We start from the raw sequence: 17,766 nt of genomic DNA on the forward strand, positions 1-17,766 counted from the left end.
ACCTTCGCATCCCGGGGCCGACGCTCCTTCTGCCGGCCCGTTGCCTCCCGACCTCTCCAGGGCCGTCCTACGAGGAGCCGCCACCCGCGGACACGGACCAGGATCCCCGAGCAACGGGCGGCGAGCGAACAGGATCGACTCCCGAGGCGGTCACGGGCCGCGGTCGGATTGGACCAAAGTTGGGTGGAGAAGGCTCAAGCGCGCCGTGGGTAGCCTTCGCGTCCTGGCCGGGTGTAACCGAACCCCGTGGGGCATCGCGGGTCAGCGGATAGCCTCCATTTGGCATGCCCATTGCAATAACCCCATGCGGGGAGGATCGGGGCGGACCACGGAGCAGCAGGGATTCTGAGAACGAAGGGACGGTACCCAATGATTCGCAATCAGAAAGGCTTCACGCTGATCGAGCTGATGATCGTGGTTGTGATCATCGGGATTCTCGCGGCGATCGCGATTCCGAACTTCATCGCCATGCAGGACCGCGCACGCGAAGCCAGCGTGAAGGCGAACATGCATAGCTTCCAGCTGGCGGTCGAAGACTTCGCGGTCAAGAACACCGGCACCTATCCGGTGGCCGCGGACAACGCCGCCGTCCTCGCCAACTTCCCGAGCGGTGCTTGGCCCAAGAACCCGTTCACCGGCGCGAACGACGCTGCCACGTGGGGCGCGGACCCGGGGGCTCAGGGGATCTTCGGTGCGAACCCGGCCGCGACGACCGGCTACACGATCAAGGGCTACGGCAAGACGGCGCTTCTGTCTCTGACGTTGACCAACGGCTAATCGCCAAGCAGGTCTCGGGCGGCAGATCGCGGACCAACGCGACTGCCGCCTTTTCATCCCGCGGGCACGGGCGCTACGCGAACGATGAGGTAATCCGCCACGGCGTGGCCGTGGGCCTGGGCGGGAGCGAACCTCCAACCGTCGAGCAAGCTCCGCGCTATTCCGATCTGGTGTGAATCGTAGGGTTCGCCGCCGGGCTCTTCAATGAACTCCGCGGCCCGGAGACGGCCGTCCTTCCCGATCATCACGACGAAGGGCAACCCGGCCGGCCGTGGAGTGGCGCCCCCACGTGTTGCTTCCGGGGCGGGGGAGAGCACGCGGGGCTTCACCGCGATCTCCGATTCCAACAGCGCCTCGCTCGTCTCGATCGGAACGAAGTAGCCGTCGGCGAATCGGAAGCGCTGCCTGTCGCGGATTCGCTCAAACCGCGTGGGATGCGGGGGCCCGATCAAGCGAACCGTGTCGGTCCGTACCTCGAGAGGGATCACGAGGTCTGTCTCGTCGGTGCCGTGTCCCGCGTCCAGTTGGATCTGGAGTCTCAGCTTCAGCTCGCAGCGTCCCGTCTGCTGCGGCCGGATGGTCATGACCCAGCTTCGGTCCGACATAGGGCGCCGCGAGTAAGGTGAGATTTGCAGGCCGCGAAGCGTGTCGCCCGAGACCCACGCCAACTCCGGCGGGATCTCCGCACGGAAGGTTCCCACCGCGAGCGAGTCGTATTGCGGGGCGCCCCATACTCGAACGAGAATCGGCGTGTCAGCCAGGTAACGGGGATGAAGTAGGCGGAAATCCCGAAGCCCGGTTCCATGCCGGGACGGGGCGGAGGAATGGCGAGGGCTTCGCCCTGGCCGAGCCCGGAAATGCCGCCCACGAGCAGCGCAAGGAAAATTCCCACGCGGCGCGCCATCCTGTCGGTCGTGCCCATACCCGTGGCATACCCCGATCCGCGCGGATCGCTCCGGTTCGACTTCGGCGACCCTTCACCTTGGAGATCCCCTCCCTTCGGGGTACCATGATCTGCCCGTCGAACCGGAAGGAGGTGCGTTCCGTGAGACTCCCCGTTTTCAAACCCGCCCTCGTCCTCGCCTTTGGCATTCAGCTCATGCTCTGCCCGCCGAAACCCTCGCTCGCGGACGAGGGTCAGCTCCCGAGGTTTCTGTGGGACAGGGAAGGCGGCGTTCCCTCGTCGATGTCCGGGACGTACATCCGGCCGCGCCAGCTTCTAGTATTTCCCTTTTACGAGCACGTCTCGGATCACAACCAGGAATACAACCCCGCCAAGTTCGGCTTCGGTAGGAACGAGGATTTTCGCGGCAGGTACGGATCATCTTCGGCTCAGATGTTTATCGCTTACGGCGTGACGGAACGGCTCGCCGTCGAATTGGAGATATCGTACACTAGGGCGACCCTCGAGAAATCATCCAGCGACACGACACCCATGCCGTCCAAGATCGAGGAATCGGGGCTTGGAGATGTTGAAGGGCAGATCCGTCTGCGCCTCGCACAGGAGAGCGGCCGTCGTCCCGAGGTCTTCGGCTTCCTCGAGATCACCGCCCCCTCGCAGAAGAACAAGCTGCTGATAGGCAACTCCGACTGGGATTTCAGGCCGGGGGTCGGCGTCGTGCGGGGATTTTCGTGGGGGACCATGACCGTCCGGACCACGTTGGAATACAGCAAAGAGCAGTCAGCGCTCAACGAGCCAAGGCAACTGGACATCGGAGAGACCAGCGTCGAATATCTGAAGCGCCTCTCTCACGCTTGGCGCTTGAACCTCGGATTCGAGGGAGGCGAAGGTGGGGCACCGGACGAGTGGGAGCTGCGGTCCGGGCTGCAATGGCGAATGACCCGCGTTCTCCTCTTGAAGCTCGATAACTCTGTAGGGCTCTCATCGAAGGCGCCCGACTGGACACCGCAGATTGGATTGATGTTCTCGATCCCCCGGTGAGCGCCCGCTCTATTCCCCTAATGCCCGTCGAGACGAGATTCTACCGGGTCAGCGGGATCGCCGACCGGACGTACACGTAGCGTCCGTTGTACCCGAAGGGCGAAGCCGCAGCCCACGGGAATGTCCCGAAATTGTTGTTGGCGTCGATTCGGGGATGGTCCGGATAGGTGTCGAAGATGTTTCGCGCTCCGATCGAGAGATCCATCGAGGCGAGCCGGTATCCCACCTCAGCGTCGAAGAGGGTCTTGGCTCCGTACGTTTCGCGACAGGCATCGCAGAACCCCGGCTGCGCCGATGCGAAGCGGCCGTAGTAGGAGCCTCGTCCCAGCGCGTGGAACTCTCCGCCCGAGTAGTCGGCCGCCAGCGTCCCTCTCCAGTCGGGCCGCTCTTCTTCGATCGCGACCCGCGTCACGACGTCGAGCAGCCCCGTCTCGGCTGAGTTCGCGAGAACCGCGGGCAGTGGATCGACCCGGGTGATCTCGTTCTTCGTGTAGTTGACGCTGCCTGTGATCCCGACCTTCTTGATTCCGCCCAGAGGAACGCGTAGATCGGCGGTCACGTCGACACCCTGGGTTCGCGTGTCCAAGCCGTTCGTGAAATACTGAACACCGGAAATGCCGGAATAGCCGCCGCGAGTCAGGATCGCCCGCGTCGAGTCGTCGTCGAAGGTGGCTCCGAGCAGAATTCTGTCGTTGATCTTGATGTTGAAATAGTCCGCCGTGATCGTGAGGTTGTCGCGCGGGCTCAGGGCGAGCCCCGCGCTCAGGTTCACCGAGGTCTCCTCCTTGAGCGGTTTGGAACCCAGCAGACGCGCTGCGGGATGATCGACGGGAAAGATGCCGATCTCCTCGGGAGTGCCGCCGATGAAATTCGTGACGACTTTGCTGAAGTGGATCTGGCCGAGGCCCGGCGCTCGGAACCCGGTGCTGGCGGCGGCGCGAAGCGTGATCCGTTGCGAGGGCTGGAGGCGCGCGGCCAGCTTTCCGGTGACCACCGAGCCGAAGTCGCTGTAGTTCTCGAAGCGTCCCGCCACGTCGGTGAGGAGCTTGGGAGTGAGGTTGGTCTCCAGATCGGTGTAGGCACCGAAGTTATCGCGGCTCGCGTTCGCCTCGTCCGATGGCGCGAAGCCCGGAAAGACCTGCGAACCTCCCGGTGCGTCTCCGCCGACCTGCGTGGTGTCCCCGCCGTCGACCCAGGACGCGAATTCCCCCCGTTGGATCTGATATTTCTCGTGGCGATACGCGGCCCCGACCGCCACGTTGAGCGCGGAAGGAAGCCCCACCTTGAGCGGGCGGGATGCGTTCACCGATCCGATGATTTCGTCGCGCCTCAATTGCCCCGCGAAAAACGAAGTCTGGTTCGGGATTCCCGGATCGTCCGAGGTGCCCAGGACGCCGTCCGGCCCGGGCGCGCACGGGACGCCAAGGCACGGTCCGAGCGACACGTTGAGGGTGTTCCGCAGCTTGTACTCGAAGTCGTTGTGCCCGAACGAGGCGCCCGCATCGACCGACCAGCCCGCGGGCCGAACCCAGACCCCGCTCGCGACGCTGTAGTCCCTCACGTTGGGATCGAATTCGGGCAGATAGCCGAGGGGATAGATTTGGGGCCAGTTCCGATCGCTGTCGGCATAGCGCCGGTAGCCGTCCCCCGTCCCCTTTCGGAAACTGTACCCGCCGTGGGCGTAGACCTGGCTCGAGCCGGCGCCATTCAGCGGCACGCGAAGGTCGCCGTAGGTGAGCACGTCCTTCTCGAGGCCGTCCCCCCAGTGATGATTCGGCTGGGGCACGGGGTTTCGCTTGATGACGACGTGTCCCTCGCTGTCGACGGAATCGGGGAGGCCGGTCCCGCTGATGTCCCCCGGGTCGGCCCAGGCCCGGTTGGTCGGCTGGCGGTCGAGGAACTCTCCGAAGAGCGCGAGCGAGCCGGAGCCCAGCGCGGTACCCCAGCCGCCGTTCACGTCCACCGTGGTCCCGTCGTCCGGATAATCGTCCGGGGTGTACCGGCCCGACGCCACGTTCACGAAGGGTGTGAACCGCCCCTTCTTCGTGACCACATTCACGACACCTGCGATGGCGTCCGAGCCGTACTGGGCGGATGCGCCGTCGCGCAAGACTTCGATCCGGTCGATGGCGCTCGCCGGGATCGCGTTCATGTCCACGCCGCTCGAGCCCGCCCCCGTTCCGTAGGCAAAGGTATTCACCAGCGCCGTCTGGTGCCGCCGCGCGCCGTTCACCAGCACCAGCGTGTGATCGGGGCTCAAGCCGCGCAGCGTGAACGGCCGCACGACATCGGTCGCGTCGGTGACGCTCTGGCGGGGGAAGTTCACCGAGGGGGAGAGCGACTGCAAGATTTGGGTCGTCTCGCTGGCTCCCTGCTTCGCGATCGCCTCCGAGGTGTAGACGTCCACCGGCACCGCCAGCTCATCCGCGGCGGTGTGGGGAGCGCGGGATCCGACCACGATTTCGGTGGGCGCGATGAGGATGGGCGCGCGGGACAGCGTGAAATCCACGCTGAGGGTTTCGCCCGCGCTGGCGGTGACTTCGCGGCTCGAAGGCTTGTATCCGATCAGTACCACACGCAAGGTATGCGTTCCCGCCGGGACCCCCTCGATCCGGTAGGCCCCGGTGGCGCTGCTCGTGGCCCGGAGGGAAGTGCCGTCGACGCGGATCACCGCCGAGGGAAGGGCTTCGCCGGTGCTGTCGGCGATCGAGCCTGCAATGGTCGTCGTTTGGGCTGCCGCGGGACGAGCGGCGAAAAGGATCAGTACGCCAACGATTCCTGCGATGCACGACACGAGCTTCATCGTGCCCTCCCCCTGTGGTGAGCCGTGTCAACTGAAGATAACGCCACCCAGCCAACGCGGAGACTACATCCACACGGAGTCTGAAGCCACCCCCCAGCCTGCGGGAGGTCCTTTCCGCATGGCTTCTGCGGCCCAGGCGCTGAAAGCGGGCTGGCGCATTAGATCCCATCGGTAATAACCTCCAGGGCGTCTTGAACAAGCCCACCCGGAGACCCCCATGGAATTCACCGTACGGCGAGCCGGCACCCGCGAAGGAGACGTCGGCCGCATAGCTCCTCTCTTCGATTCGTATCGTCAGTTCTACAGTAAGGCGGCCGACGCCCATCTCGCCGGTGCCTTCATTCGCGATCGCCTGAGGGCCAACGAGAGTGTGATCTTCCTCGCGGAGGCCGGGGAGGAAAGCTCGAGGGACGCGGTTGGCTTTGTGCAGCTCTATCCGTCCTTTTCGTCCGTGGCTGCCTGCCGAATCTGGGTGCTGAATGATTTGTTTGTGATTCCAACCGCTCGACGATACGGAGTGGGCCGGGCACTCATGGAAGCCGCCCGTCAGCACGCGGTTCAAACGGGGGCGAGGAGGTTGACTCTCGAGACGACAACCGAGAATCGCGCGGCCTGCTTGCTTTACGAGGACCTTGGATACGTTCGCCAGAAGGACTCCGTGAGGTTCTACACGCTGGAACTTGGGTGAGCGGGCTGGCGGCGCCCGGCAGACTGTTTTTGGAGGCGTCCAAACTCTAGGGGTTTCCCAGACGCCTTGCTTCTGCTATACTTCGTATTGGCGCTACCGCATGGATCTGGCAGGCTCGGTGTCAGGGACGACGCTCGAATCCACCGCCTGCGGCGGAAGGCGCTCTGGCCCTGGGGGGGAGCTGGATTATGAATAAAGGTCCCGTCATCACCCGCGGAGAGCAGCCGCTCTCCTGTTTCACACTCCTGCGCGTGTTTCTCGGATTCGCCATGGTTGCCCTCTGGCCGCTCTGCATCTCCGCAGCCGGCGCCACGACGGTGGAGCAGCGAATCACGACGTCGAAGGACGATGCCGAGGAGTTCTCCGACGGAACGATGTACCTCGGGAGCAGCGACCTCGAGCTCACCCACGATGCCTCCGACCAGACGGTCGGGATGCGCTGGCCTGGCATCGCGATCCCAAGGGGCGCGATCATCACGGCCGCCTACATCCAGTTCAGCGCCAAGGCATCGCAGAGCGTGGTGACGAGCCTCACGATTCGCGGGCAGGCGGCTGACAACCCACCCGCATTTTGCTCGACCGCGCGCGACATCTCGTCGCGACCACGCACGGGGGCTGCGGCCACTTGGGCCCCCGTCCCGTGGGCTGCCGGCGAGGTGGGAGCGAATCAGCGCACACCCGATCTCAGCGCGTTGGTCCAAGAAATCGTGAACCGGCCAGGGTGGACGAGCGGGAACGCGCTCGCCATCATCATCACCGGGACGGGGCACCGCACCGCCTGGGCATGCAACGGGAGCGCCTCAGGAGCGCCGTTGCTCCACGTCGACTTCGGCGGCGGCACGGCGCCGCCGCCCGCCAGCCCTCCCGTGGCCAAGTTGTCGGTGACGCAGGTGCCGACCCCTGCTCTTACCGTGGCCGCAGACGCATCCGCGTCCACGGCCACCACCCCCATCGCCAGCTACAAGTTCGATTTCGGCGACGGAACGTCCCCGATAATCACGTCTGCGACCAGTGCGGCCGCAACTACGTTGGGCACGACCGCGACCGCGACCCCCCAGCACACATACGCGAACGTGGGTACCTATACCGTCAGCCTGACCGTGACCGATACCGGCGGCAGCGTGTCGGCGCCGGCGACTCAGAGCATCACCGTGACCGCCGCCGGGGGACCGAAAGTGGCAATTTACGCTGGCTACTACGACACCCACCATCCCAGCAACCCGCGGCCGAAGCCGAATCCATGGAAAGGGTCTTCTGGCGTACTGTTCGTCGGCAAGCCCGATGGCAGCAGCGGCGGTTGGGACACGAGCGCTCTACGGATAGACAACTTGACCGGTGGGTCACTCGCAGGCGTCACCGCCACGGTCGACATCGGATCGGAGCACTACTCCCTGTGGGGCCAGTATTCGGTCCCGGCGGGCGGGACCTTGATCCTGGCGCAGACCAGCATTGAGAACTTCGACGGGTCGGACACGAACCCTGCGGGCTGCTACAGCTGCAGCCCCCAATACTGTTTGACCAAGGTGTCCTCCACGATCCCTGTCGTGCACGTGTCCATCGGCGGGGTGAAGACGGACTACTTCGACGTTCTCCAGGTCCTCAACACGCTCGGCGTCGATGCCGCAGGCTGTCCATACACCGGAACGCGCAATGATGAGTCGGAAGCATGGCACCGCATCTATTCAACGCCTCCCGCGGCACCCCTGGCGGCGTCATCTCTGGGCGGCGCCGAGAATCCAGCCTCCGCCTCGACCCCGGAGAGTCGGTTTTGGCTGGGGCCGCCTTATCCTAACCCCACACAGGGTGAGCTCGCGGTCAGGTTTGAAACGGCAACACGAGGAGCGGTGCGGCTGCGAGTGTACGATGTCACGGGCCGGTTGGTGAGAATGTGCGTCGACGACGTCCTCGACGCGGGAACCTACATGGAACGTGTGGACCTCAACGGCGTGGCGACGGGCATCTACTTCTTCAACCTGCAGACGCCCGAAGGCTCCCGACATCAGGCGTTTGTTTTCATGCGGCATAAGTAGCAAGCCTCCCGCAGAGGCGTTCGTTCGGCCGCAAGCCGCTTGAATGCCTCAGCGGGCTCCGCTTCTCCCCGGTTCCGAGCTGACCGCAACCCTCTCTCGACACAAAGACGCACCCTCTCGCGTACCTAACAAGGGGGGCGTACGCGCTTCCTCAACCCGCGGGAGGCTCACGCGAATCAGAATGGGCAAGAAATAAAAGACTTACGATGATCTAGCGATGCGGGAGAGGCGAAAGGAGAACCGAGAATGATGTGGAACCGTATCACAGGCAGTGCCTTGAAGGCCTTGGTGCTGACGCTGGGATTCTACTCGGGCGTGGAAATGATCGCGACGCTCGCGCACCCGATGCCGGTGGGTGCTTCCACCGAAGCTCCCGCGGCGAAGCCCCCGGACGATCCGCGAAAGGCTCAGATCAAGGCAATAGACCAGCAAATCCGAGCGCTTCGTGAGCAATATGAGGCGCAGGCGGCTCCCCTCCAAGCGCAGCTCAAGACCCTTCGGGAGAAACTCGACGCCGAGCTCAAGTCGCTCCAGGAGCAACGCGAGGTGCTCGTGGAGCAGGGCGAGCCTGCGGGGCTCAAGGCTCTCAACGAGGAGGAGGCGGCCCAATTGACCGCGCTGGCCAATCAAGAGAGAGCCGAGATCGAGAAGATCCGCCAGCGCTTCAGCGAAGAGCGCAAAAGCATCCAGCAAGCGTTTCAGCAACGACGTCACAATCTGGAGAGCGGCAAGAGTGGGATAAAAGACTAACGTCTGGCTCCCGACGCGTTTGGCCGGTACGAGGCCCCGGTGGCGAGAGTTGCCGGGGCCTCGGTATACTGCCGGTGGCCGCCGAGCCCCCCATGCCACCCAAGCGTCCGACCGCCATAAGCCCCAAGGGGGCACGTCCCCGCGGAGCTCGCCCAAGAAAGAGTTGGCCTCGAGGATTCCGACGCGACTGGCTCCTCCTTGGACTGCTCGGGCTTTCGCTCGCGATCCGTCTCTGGGGCGTGAATCAGCGGCTGCCCGATCCCTCGCTCGGGGTCGAGGTCGTCGACGACTCCGCGATCGAGGAGACGGACCGCACGACGATGGGGCGGGCGTGGGCCATGTGGGAGGGCGGAACCAAACCGCTCGATCTGAACCCGCACACGGGCGGGTGGCCCTCGCTCAGCTTCTACCTCTCGTTATGGATCCAGTATTTCTACCGGGCGTACTTCTTTCTGGCTCATCCGGGCGCGACCGCGGCCGATTTCGCGGGGGGTATCTCGAGCCAGGCCGTCTTGCTGTTCCTCGTCGCGCGAATCGTCGGCGCGCTCATCGGAGTGGCCACGGTCTATCTCACCTACCGGCTCGGCTCGCGATACCTGGGTCGGCCCGTCGGTCTCATCGCGGGGCTCCTCGTCGGGACGAACACCCTTCATATCCTCACGTCGCAGCACATCAGCGACCCGAATCTGCTCGCGCTCTTCTTCGTGCTTCTCGCCACCGAATCCATGATTCGGATTCGACAGCGCGGTCGCATCTCCGACTCGATCCGAGCGGGGGTGATGATCGGGCTCGCGGGCGCCTGCAAGTACGTGCCGCTCGTGCTCGCGTTCCCATTTGCGCTGGCGCATCGGCGCGACGCAGGGGCCGCTCTCGACGCGCCGACCGCTCGCTCGCGCATCCCTCTTCTGCGGAATCGCGCGTTTTGGTACGGGCTCCTCGCGATTCCCGCGGCGGTATTCATCGCGTCGCCGTTTCTGTTCCTCGATTGGAGACGGACGCTGATCGATATCCTCAATCAGCGGGACGCGCTTTTCTCGGATTGGGTCGGCCAGACCGTCTTTCCCATCTCCCTGCCCACGTACTTGGGCGTGTCGCTCCCTCACGCGATGGGGTGGCCGGCGTACCTCCTGGGCCTCGCGGGCCTCGTGCAGATGTGGCGTTCGGGGCCGACCGCGCGTGTGCTCGTCTTGAACCCGATCATGATCGTGCTCGCGAACGGAATGTTGAAAAGTCCCCAGGAGCGGTACGTGCTCGTGGCATTGCCGTATCTCCACCTCGGAGCTGCGTTCGCAATCGTGCGGGGGGTCGAATGGGCCGAGGGGAGAATCGCTTCGCTTGGACATGTCGCCCCCGGGCGGCCCGCGCCCACGCGTATTGGGGCCGGTATCCTCGCCGCCGCCGCGATCGCGTGGCCCTTGCCCGAGCTTCTCGTCACGCGCCATTCCCTGAGTCTTCCCGACTCGCGGCATCTGTCCCGGCGGTGGATCGGCCAGAACCTCGATCCGACCAAGCCCCTGGCGGTCGAGCTCTATGGGCCGGTCTTCTACGACAAGGAGCGCCCGACCGTGACCTGGCCATTTTTCGCGACGCAGTCGCAGCTCGTCCGCCCCGCTTATCACCCGGAGCTCCTCGACGGACTCGACTATTACGTCGCGTCGGGGGAACTTTCCCGGCGGTTTGGAGCAGAGGCCGAACAGTATCCGGTCGAAAACGCCTACTATCGCTGGTTACAAGAGCACGCGAGCGTCGTGTGGGAGTCGGATCCCAAGACGACTTCCGGGCCGCGGATCACCATCCGGCGCCTGCCGCGGATCGTCAGCACGCGCGCGCAGCGCGACAGCATCTTCGCGGTAGCCATGCCGAAGCCGACCCGAGTGGAGCGGTTGGATCTCTGGTGCGTAGACTGCTCGAGGCTCTTCGCGCGCGGGGGGGACTTTGACCGCGCCGAAGAGTGGGCCAGGCGCGGGTTGAAGGTGGGAGTCAAAGCGAGGGAGCCCCAGCTGCGGTGTGCGCTGGCGATCGCGCTTTGGTCCAGGGGGCAGCTCGACTCAGCGGAGGCCGAAGCGCGTCTGGCGGTGCAGGGGGGGCCGCAGAGCGGACCATTTCACATGTACCACGGAGCTATACTGGCGGACATGAAGCGGTTCGAGCCCGCGCTCGACGAATTCCGGAAGGCGTTCCAGCTCTCGGGCAGAGATCCACAACTTCGCTTGAGCATCGGAGAAAGCCTGGGGCGTCTGCGCGAATCGATTCAGCTCGACCCGAATCAGCAACGGGCCGATCTGGTGCGCCAGCAGATCGCCCAGCTCGAGGCAGAGCTCGGCCCCTAGCCCGCATGGCTCGCTCCGCGTTTTCCCCCCAATGGACGCGAGCCTGTCTCGCCACCCTGCTGATTCTGGTCTGTGGGGTCGCCTTCTGGTGGCGCTTGGGATACCTGGGGCTCATTGACCCCGATGAACCGTTCTACGCCCAGTCCTCCCGCGAGATGCTGCGCGCCCAGGACTGGGCGACGCCCCGTATCTTCGACCGCCCCCAATTTGAGAAGCCGATCTTCCTATACTGGCTTTGCATGTCCTCTTTTCGGGTGTTCGGCGAGAACGAGTTTGCCGGGCGCGCACCCTGCGCCCTCTTCGCCACGCTGCTGGTGGTCGCCACATGGGCATTCGGAGCGCGGGCCTTCAATCCGCGGGCGGGATTCCTGGCGGCCATCGTCCTCGCCACCAGCGCGGAATTCTTCATTTCGGCCCGCATGATTCTTACCGACATGGTGTTCGCCGCCTTTGTCTGCGCGGCGGCATTCTCACTTTGGCTCGCGGGTCGGGAGGAGCGCCGCGGGGAGCTTTGGTTCTTGGTCGCGTGCGCGATGACCGGGCTCTCGGTTCTGACGAAGGGACCGCTGGGGCTGATCCTCGTCTGTTTCGCGGTTCTCGCGCTCTACCTTGTGGGCAGGAACCCGCTTCCTCGTCGACTTCTTCCGATCGCTCTCGGATTGGCATTCTTTGCCGCGATCGCGGTTCCGTGGTACGCGCTCATGATCGCGAGATTCGGAAAGGGCTACGCTCGCGCGTTTTTCATACACGAAAATGTGGAGCGCTTCTTCCGTGCGGAGCACCCAAGCAACAATCACCTGTACTACTACCTTGCCGTATTCCTGGGCGGCTCGATCCCTTGGAGCCCGGCGCTTCTCCTTCTTCCGCGCCAAGCGCCCGGGCGGACGAGGTGGGGTGTCGCGCCGCGCTTCCTCGTTTGGTGGGGGCTCCTTTGCCTCGGCTTCCTCACCCTAGCCCAGTCGAAGCTGCCGAGCTACGCGCTCTTTCTTTTCGTACCGCTCGCCCTACTGATCGGGCATGCGATCGACGGCCAACTCCGTGAACGAGACCTGGGGCGCGGGGCGGGTTGGGCGATGGGGGGGATGAGCCTCGCGCAGGCGGGAGCGTTTCTGATCGTCCCAGGCGCAGCGCACGAGATGGCGTTCCGGTGGCCCCTCGGTGTCGTGGCGGCTACCCTCCTGATCGCGTTCGTCCTTCAGATTCGTCGCGTCTCGGTGGCCTGGATCGCCTGTACGGCATCGGCGGCGCTGGGACTGGTGGTCGTGTGCCTGACCTGGACGGGCCCCACGCTCGATTCGATCGTCTCCGCCCGACGCGTTTCGAAGGAGATCGCGCTCGGGGGGGAGCCGTCCGAGGCGATCCTGACTTCGCCGCTCCTCGTTCGGGGCATCACCTACTACGCCCGCGAGCCGGTCAGCGTCATCTCGACAAGGCCCCGGCCCTTCTACACTCCCCACCCACTCACTGTTGTCGTGGGATCAGAGGAGCTGGACCGCTACTTGAGCGGCGGCCGGGGCGGCCGCGGCACGGCCCTCTGCGTGGGGTTGGCGAGGGACTGGGCGCGTCTAGGGCCGACCTTGGAGAGGGTCTCGGTTACTGCCCGGGACACCGTCGGCAATAAGATCGTCGCTCGCCTATCGAGGCCGCGCGCCCCCGTGTCTCAAAGCCGCGGACCCTGAGGCTCAAGAAACCGGAATTCCAGTGGACGCGACCGGGGCCCGCCTCTCCGCGGAATCCTCGGCCTCGACGCGCCGCTGTGCCGGCACGACCGGAACGGGTCGCCAGCCGACGGCATCGAAGAACCCCAGGCGGCGTTCGGAAGGGCGATCGAGCTTTGCGAATATCAACCGCGGTTGGAGAGCCGGGGCGAGCGGGAGGACGAAGCGCGTTCCAATCCGAGTCTTGACGCAAGATGCAACGGCGATCGGCTCGCCGGTGGATGCGTCCCGCACGGGCAGCGGCCGGGTGGCTGCGGTTACGTTTACAATCAGCCGTTGGGGAGATCCCCGCCCGGTCTCCATCGCTACCAGGAGGTTCAACGCCCCGAGCCCCACGCGTCGGATGCTGCCTAGGGTCAGATGAAGCTCCCCCTGTTCCAAGCGGCACATGCTTACAGGGTGGCGGCCGTCCAGCGCGCCGAACCTCGCTGCGGGAAGAAAGCCTTCCTCCGGGTTTGCGAAGCGAAGGAGAGCCGGTCCCCGTAGAGGGAGCTGGGAGCGGTGCATCAAGATGGCACGACGTTTCCGATCCCTCTCGAATTCGCTCAGTGGAAGTGCCACGTCCTTCGGGTCCCGGGCAAGGTGAAGAGGGGCGTGCACGATATAGCGGAGGGGGGTGGGCCCTTGGCCCTCCAACGATGTCCGGGCCAGGGCGAATTCCGAGAGCACTGCGAGCGCGCCATGGTCGGGATGCCGGTCGACAGGATCCGGATAGACCAGGATGGAGGGCCGCCACTCGGCTATTTCCGCGGTCAGGTCTTTCAATAGGCCCTCTGGACCCTTCATCAAGAGATCGCACAATTGCTGATCGGGGTAGCCGAGAAATCTCACTGAGTGGAGCGGAACCCCAAGGCAGGAAAGCGCGGAGAGCGCTTCCTCCCGCCGCCTTTTTCCCCAACGCACCCGGTCCGCGGGAGAGATTCGCCAGCGCCTCTCCACCGCCCGCTGGGCCCAGGGATTGTTCTCGCCGTCCGTCATGAACAGCACACGCGTCCGGGCACCGACCGTACAGGCTCGCTGCAGGATGCCGCCTGTCGCCAGCGACTCATCGTCTGGGTGCGGAGCCAGCAGCATCACGCGGTCCGTCGGACGAATCTCCAGCAGGCCGCTCACCGGGACACCTTTCCGTGGGCGAAAGGCGAGAATCCTCGTTCCACCGCGCTGGCCCAGATTACGGCGACCCGTCCCTCTCCAGGAGAGAAGCGGTACGCGTGAGCTCCCGCCGACAGCTCACGAGGGCGCCGGCATCCGGTTCCGTCCAAAAGGCCGGAGGCAATCCCCCCCTCGGTGACGACCGCGTAGCGCTGGGGGACGCGGATCACAAATCGCCGGGAAGGGCGAGCGACGTCGGTGGGGTCGAGGCGCATGCCGACTACGCGCAGGTCACCCACCGAAACATAATTGGAGTCCATGAAGGCGCGGGCTCTTCCAGGAAAGTCATACGAATCCTCAGCGACGACGGGCGTGCCGGTCGATACGAGCCGCGTGGCGATGTCGTCACGCATGAGCCCGCGACTGATCCGGTCTTTGGTCACTCCCTCCAGGGCGAAGAAATAGGGCCGCGAGCGGAACACGGTCTCGCCCTTGATATCCATGACGAATTCATCCGGACGAGTCAGCATCAAGGTGGTGGACAGGAGACGTGTTTCATCCCATGAATGATCCAGCCAGGGGGGTTCGTCGATGCAAAGGGCCGTGACCTCGATCGTCACCGTGAGCAACACGGCGCTCCACGGAGCGGTCGCGACTCGAGCAAACCGCACCTGCCGGCGCGCTACCCATCCCGGGAAACCCAGGAGGAGCGGCGTTGCAAGGACGGCGGCGAGCGGATAGAAGGGAAGGTAGTCCTGTTTTGTTATCAGCGGCCACGTAGCCTCTAGGGCCGCAATATAAACGCCAACGCTGAGAAACACAATCGCCCTGCGTGTCCCGGTCGCGGCATCGGGTGCCTCCGCCATCACGTGGTGTGCGATCCACCAGAGAAGCGGGAGTGTGACCGGCAGGATTGCGAGGCGGCGCGGGAGATGCCTCCAAAGACCGAGACCTGGAACCAGATTGTGACGTACCAAGCAATAGACCAACGGCCCCCAAGCTCGGGATGCGGCGAAGTAGATGGCGACGACCGCAGGCGCGAACGCGAGCGCCGCGAAGCAAACGACAATGGTACCCTGCATTCCGCGAAGGCACAACTGCCGGTCGATTCTTGAACGCATCCACGCGGAGGCACTAACCGCGACACCCAGCGCGAGAAGCAGCAGCAAAGTCTTCAACGAGACGCAGAGCGCGACTCCAAGAAGGAATCCGCCAGCCACAAGGCGCCTGCGCCCGAACGTTCCTCCAATCAAGACCGCGACGGCGGACAGCCATGTCGCCATCCAAAGGACATCGGTGCGGTACTCGACAGACGTCAGCAGGAAGTCGGGCCAAAAGCCGGCCAGCACGACCGCCCAGAGGGCCACACGCGATGAGAATAGTCTGCGCGCGATCAGCCATGTCGACGCCATCGCGATCACGGTGAGGGGGAGCACCATCAGGCGTGCGAGCTGCACGATGTCCGGACGCTCGCCAAAGATCCGAATGAGCGGGCTGGCGCACGCGCTGAAAAGCGGGGCGTGGTTGTCGAAGAAGTCACGATAGGGGAGCAAACCGTGTGCCCATCCCCATGCCACGTGAAGGTGTTGCGGCTCATCGGAGTCGATCGCGTGATGAAAGGCGCAGGCGATTCGCACGAACAACTGTGCGACGATCAGTACCGTCGCGACCGCGCGCTCACCGGTGCTTCCGGCGATCCGCCGGCGCGCGTCCTGATCGCCGGAGCCGGCACTTCGGGCGACTGGGTAGATCGGGGGCTCGGAGGCTATGAGCGATCGTCTCCGCTCGGGCGCTTGGGACGCTTCGCGTCGAATGGCAAGACTCTTCGGGAGGATATGGCGGCAATCCAAACCGCAGCTAAACGGAGACCCATGTGATGCGCGTCCATCTCGTCGACGGCACGTACGAGCTCTTCCGGCATTTCTACGGGGGGCCACCAGTCACCGATGCTTCCGGCAAGGAACGCGGCGCGGTGGTCGGAGTCATCCAGACCCTGCTCGGGATGCTCGAAGAGGGCGCGACGCATATCGGGGTCGCGACCGATCATATCATCGAGTCCTTCCGGAACGAACTCTACCCTGGATACAAGACCGGGGAGGGAATCGATCCTCTGCTTCGGGAGCAATTCGAGCCGCTGGAAACGGCCATCGCTGCCCTCGGCGTCGTGGTCTGGCCGATGGTGGAGGTCGAGGCGGACGACGCGCTGGCCGCTGCGGCGGCTGCAGCCGTTTCGGACCCGCGCGTCGAACAGGTCGTGATCTGTACGCCCGACAAAGACCTCGCGCAGTGCGTGCGCGGCGACCGGGTCGTGCAGCTCGATAGACGCGCCGGGGAGGTGCGAAACGCAGACGCTGTCATTGCGAAATTCGGCGTGCCGCCGGCCTCGATCGCCGACTACCTCGCCCTCGTCGGCGACAGCTCCGACGGCTTTCCCGGCCTGCCGGGCTGGGGCCCCAAGGCGGCGTCCGCCGTGCTCGCAAGGTACGGGCGACTCGAGGATATCCCGGCGTCGGTCACGGATTGGGAGGTGACGCCGCGCGGTGCGGCGAAGCTCGCCGGGACCCTCCGCGAGCGGTGGAACGACGCGATGCTCTTCCGGACGCTGGCGACGCTCCGGACCGATCAGCCCGCCGTGACGGTTGACGGGCTCGAGTATCGCGGTCCTGCCTCCGGATTCGAGGCGCTCGCAGCGAGCTGGGGCCGTCCGAAGCTTTTCATTCGGGCGCAGACCCTCGCCGCCGGACGGCGGACCTGAACGGCCCCGGGCGGCATGCGCCGCCGGGGCCGTGTTGCCTTCGAACCCGAATGAACGTCGACTCTCTAAAGCTGCTTCGAGTTATCGGATCTGACCGCGGATTTCGCCGGATGCAAAGTCCCCTGGTTTTTGATCCGACGCTCCCTGTCCATCATCGGTGAGTACGCTGACGTACGTGTTTCCCGCTCTGATGGCTGAAGTCAAGTCAGACATCGGGCGTCCCGCAAGGCTTCCAACAAGATTCGCCGCGGTAATGGTTCCTTTCGCGAGAACCCCAGTCGTCTTGCCGCCACCCGGGGCGACCGGCCCGAAGATGGTCGCGACAATCGTCCCGTTTTCTCCGGGAGCACCGACATAAAGGTTCGCCCCGATCACGTTTTCAATATTCGAGACCGTGAGGCGGAACTCCAACTGCGTCTCGTCTTGGTTGAGCGTGAAGTGCGCCTGCCCATTGGCATTCGTCTGCCTCGCGGGCACTACTTGGTCGCCCGTGAGATGCGCCGTAAACACCTTTGACGCTGCCTGGGCGGAGAGTGGAGCACCAACCAGGAACAGCGTGGCAACCGCGAAGCTAAGCTGACGGATCCGTGTCATGATTGTCCTCCATAGATGTACCGATCACGTCGATCGGAGATTCCAGCCGGGTTCGTCGGCATTGGATGATCGGAATCTCGTCGAGTCCGGGACTTCCGAATCGGCGAGTTCCGGCGCCGTGGGGCAGCAAGGTTCGGGCCGCTCCGCCACCCGCCGCCTATAACTATGGAGGGATCAGAGCGCGGCAAATCTCGGAGCGCACGCACGAGCGCTCCCCACGTACGAAACCGGTCAGATGACCACGTCGCATGCCGGCCAATTCTCGGCACCGTGTCCGCAATTCGACG

The 17,766-nt window shown here is 64.7% G+C and carries 11 protein-coding genes and 2 pseudogenes; 8 read left to right on the forward strand and 5 right to left on the reverse strand.

Annotation, left to right across the window (positions count from 1 at the left end; all coding sequences use genetic code 11):
- Positions 1-369 precede the first annotated feature (369 nt).
- Positions 370-462: pseudogene (locus E6K76_04705) on the forward strand (prepilin-type N-terminal cleavage/methylation domain-containing protein).
- A gap of 368 nt (positions 463-830) precedes the next feature.
- Here the strand turns inward: E6K76_04705 and E6K76_04710 are convergent.
- A complete protein-coding gene (locus E6K76_04710) occupies positions 831-1,361 on the reverse strand; it encodes a hypothetical protein (GenBank protein TMQ59373.1) in 531 nt (176 codons plus the stop codon).
- 461 nt (positions 1,362-1,822) lie between these two features.
- Between E6K76_04710 and E6K76_04715 the strand changes: the two genes are divergently transcribed.
- On the forward strand, positions 1,823-2,719 hold the full coding sequence (locus tag E6K76_04715) for a hypothetical protein (GenBank protein ID TMQ59374.1): 897 nt from the start codon (positions 1,823-1,825) through the stop codon (positions 2,717-2,719).
- A gap of 40 nt (positions 2,720-2,759) precedes the next feature.
- On the opposite strand, the gene E6K76_04720 is transcribed toward E6K76_04715, so the two are convergent.
- Positions 2,760-5,522, reverse strand: coding sequence for a PEGA domain-containing protein (locus E6K76_04720; protein TMQ59375.1), 2,763 nt, complete (start codon positions 5,520-5,522; stop codon positions 2,760-2,762).
- A 217-nt stretch (positions 5,523-5,739) separates the two neighbouring features.
- Between E6K76_04720 and E6K76_04725 the strand changes: the two genes are divergently transcribed.
- The 5 genes and pseudogenes from E6K76_04725 (at position 5,740) to E6K76_04745 (ending at position 12,999) form a co-directional block, all read left to right on the forward strand.
- On the forward strand, positions 5,740-6,210 hold the full coding sequence (locus tag E6K76_04725) for a GNAT family N-acetyltransferase (GenBank protein TMQ59376.1): 471 nt from the start codon (positions 5,740-5,742) through the stop codon (positions 6,208-6,210).
- A gap of 188 nt (positions 6,211-6,398) precedes the next feature.
- A pseudogene (locus tag E6K76_04730) lies at positions 6,399-7,370 on the forward strand (PKD domain-containing protein).
- A 1,116-nt stretch (positions 7,371-8,486) separates the two neighbouring features.
- Positions 8,487-8,990: a hypothetical protein gene (locus tag E6K76_04735; protein TMQ59377.1), complete on the forward strand. Its 504-nt coding sequence runs from the start codon at positions 8,487-8,489 to the stop codon at positions 8,988-8,990.
- A 92-nt stretch (positions 8,991-9,082) separates the two neighbouring features.
- A complete protein-coding gene (locus E6K76_04740) occupies positions 9,083-11,320 on the forward strand; it encodes a hypothetical protein (GenBank protein ID TMQ59378.1) in 2,238 nt (745 codons plus the stop codon).
- Between the two features lie 5 nt (positions 11,321-11,325).
- Entirely contained in the window at positions 11,326-12,999 is a 1,674-nt protein-coding gene (locus E6K76_04745; protein ID TMQ59379.1) for a glycosyltransferase family 39 protein, read from the forward strand.
- Between the two features lie 3 nt (positions 13,000-13,002).
- Here the strand turns inward: E6K76_04745 and E6K76_04750 are convergent, their stop codons facing one another.
- Both E6K76_04750 and E6K76_04755 read right to left on the reverse strand, forming a co-directional pair.
- On the reverse strand, positions 13,003-14,151 hold the full coding sequence (locus E6K76_04750; protein ID TMQ59380.1) for a PIG-L family deacetylase: 1,149 nt from the start codon (positions 14,149-14,151) through the stop codon (positions 13,003-13,005).
- Complete coding sequence (locus E6K76_04755; protein TMQ59381.1) at positions 14,148-16,070, reverse strand: glycosyltransferase family 39 protein; 1,923 nt, start codon at positions 16,068-16,070, stop codon at positions 14,148-14,150. The genes E6K76_04750 and E6K76_04755 overlap by 4 nt, the downstream gene beginning before the upstream one ends.
- On the opposite strand from E6K76_04755, the gene E6K76_04760 reads away from it, so the two are divergent.
- Positions 16,007-16,885 carry a flap endonuclease gene (locus E6K76_04760; GenBank protein ID TMQ59467.1) on the forward strand — a complete coding sequence of 293 codons (879 nt, stop codon included), beginning with the start codon at positions 16,007-16,009 and terminating at the stop codon, positions 16,883-16,885. The genes E6K76_04755 and E6K76_04760 overlap by 64 nt on opposite strands.
- Before the next feature lie 81 nt (positions 16,886-16,966).
- Here E6K76_04760 and E6K76_04765 read toward each other — a convergent pair whose 3' ends face one another.
- Positions 16,967-17,479 carry a CHRD domain-containing protein gene (locus E6K76_04765; protein TMQ59382.1) on the reverse strand — a complete coding sequence of 171 codons (513 nt, stop codon included), beginning with the start codon at positions 17,477-17,479 and terminating at the stop codon, positions 16,967-16,969.
- Between the last annotated feature and the right edge of the window lie 287 nt (positions 17,480-17,766).

The sequence above is a fragment of the Candidatus Eisenbacteria bacterium genome, from assembly GCA_005893275.1.
In the GTDB taxonomy this organism is placed as follows: Bacteria; Eisenbacteria; RBG-16-71-46; order SZUA-252; family SZUA-252; genus WS-7.

What these genes read in the sequence shown, in the direction of transcription:
- E6K76_04710 (TMQ59373.1), bottom strand. Translation starts at nt 1,361, where the DNA reads ATGACCATCCGGCCGCAGCAGACGGGACGCTGCGAGCTGAAGCTGAGA.
- E6K76_04720 (TMQ59375.1), bottom strand. Translation starts at nt 5,522, where the DNA reads ATGAAGCTCGTGTCGTGCATCGCAGGAATCGTTGGCGTACTGATCCTT.
- E6K76_04725 (TMQ59376.1), top strand. Translation starts at nt 5,740, where the DNA reads ATGGAATTCACCGTACGGCGAGCCGGCACCCGCGAAGGAGACGTCGGC.
- E6K76_04735 (TMQ59377.1), top strand. Translation starts at nt 8,487, where the DNA reads ATGATGTGGAACCGTATCACAGGCAGTGCCTTGAAGGCCTTGGTGCTG.
- E6K76_04740 (TMQ59378.1), top strand. Translation starts at nt 9,083, where the DNA reads ATGCCACCCAAGCGTCCGACCGCCATAAGCCCCAAGGGGGCACGTCCC.
- E6K76_04745 (TMQ59379.1), top strand. Translation starts at nt 11,326, where the DNA reads ATGGCTCGCTCCGCGTTTTCCCCCCAATGGACGCGAGCCTGTCTCGCC.
- E6K76_04760 (TMQ59467.1), top strand. Translation starts at nt 16,007, where the DNA reads ATGCGCGTCCATCTCGTCGACGGCACGTACGAGCTCTTCCGGCATTTC.
- E6K76_04765 (TMQ59382.1), bottom strand. Translation starts at nt 17,479, where the DNA reads ATGACACGGATCCGTCAGCTTAGCTTCGCGGTTGCCACGCTGTTCCTG.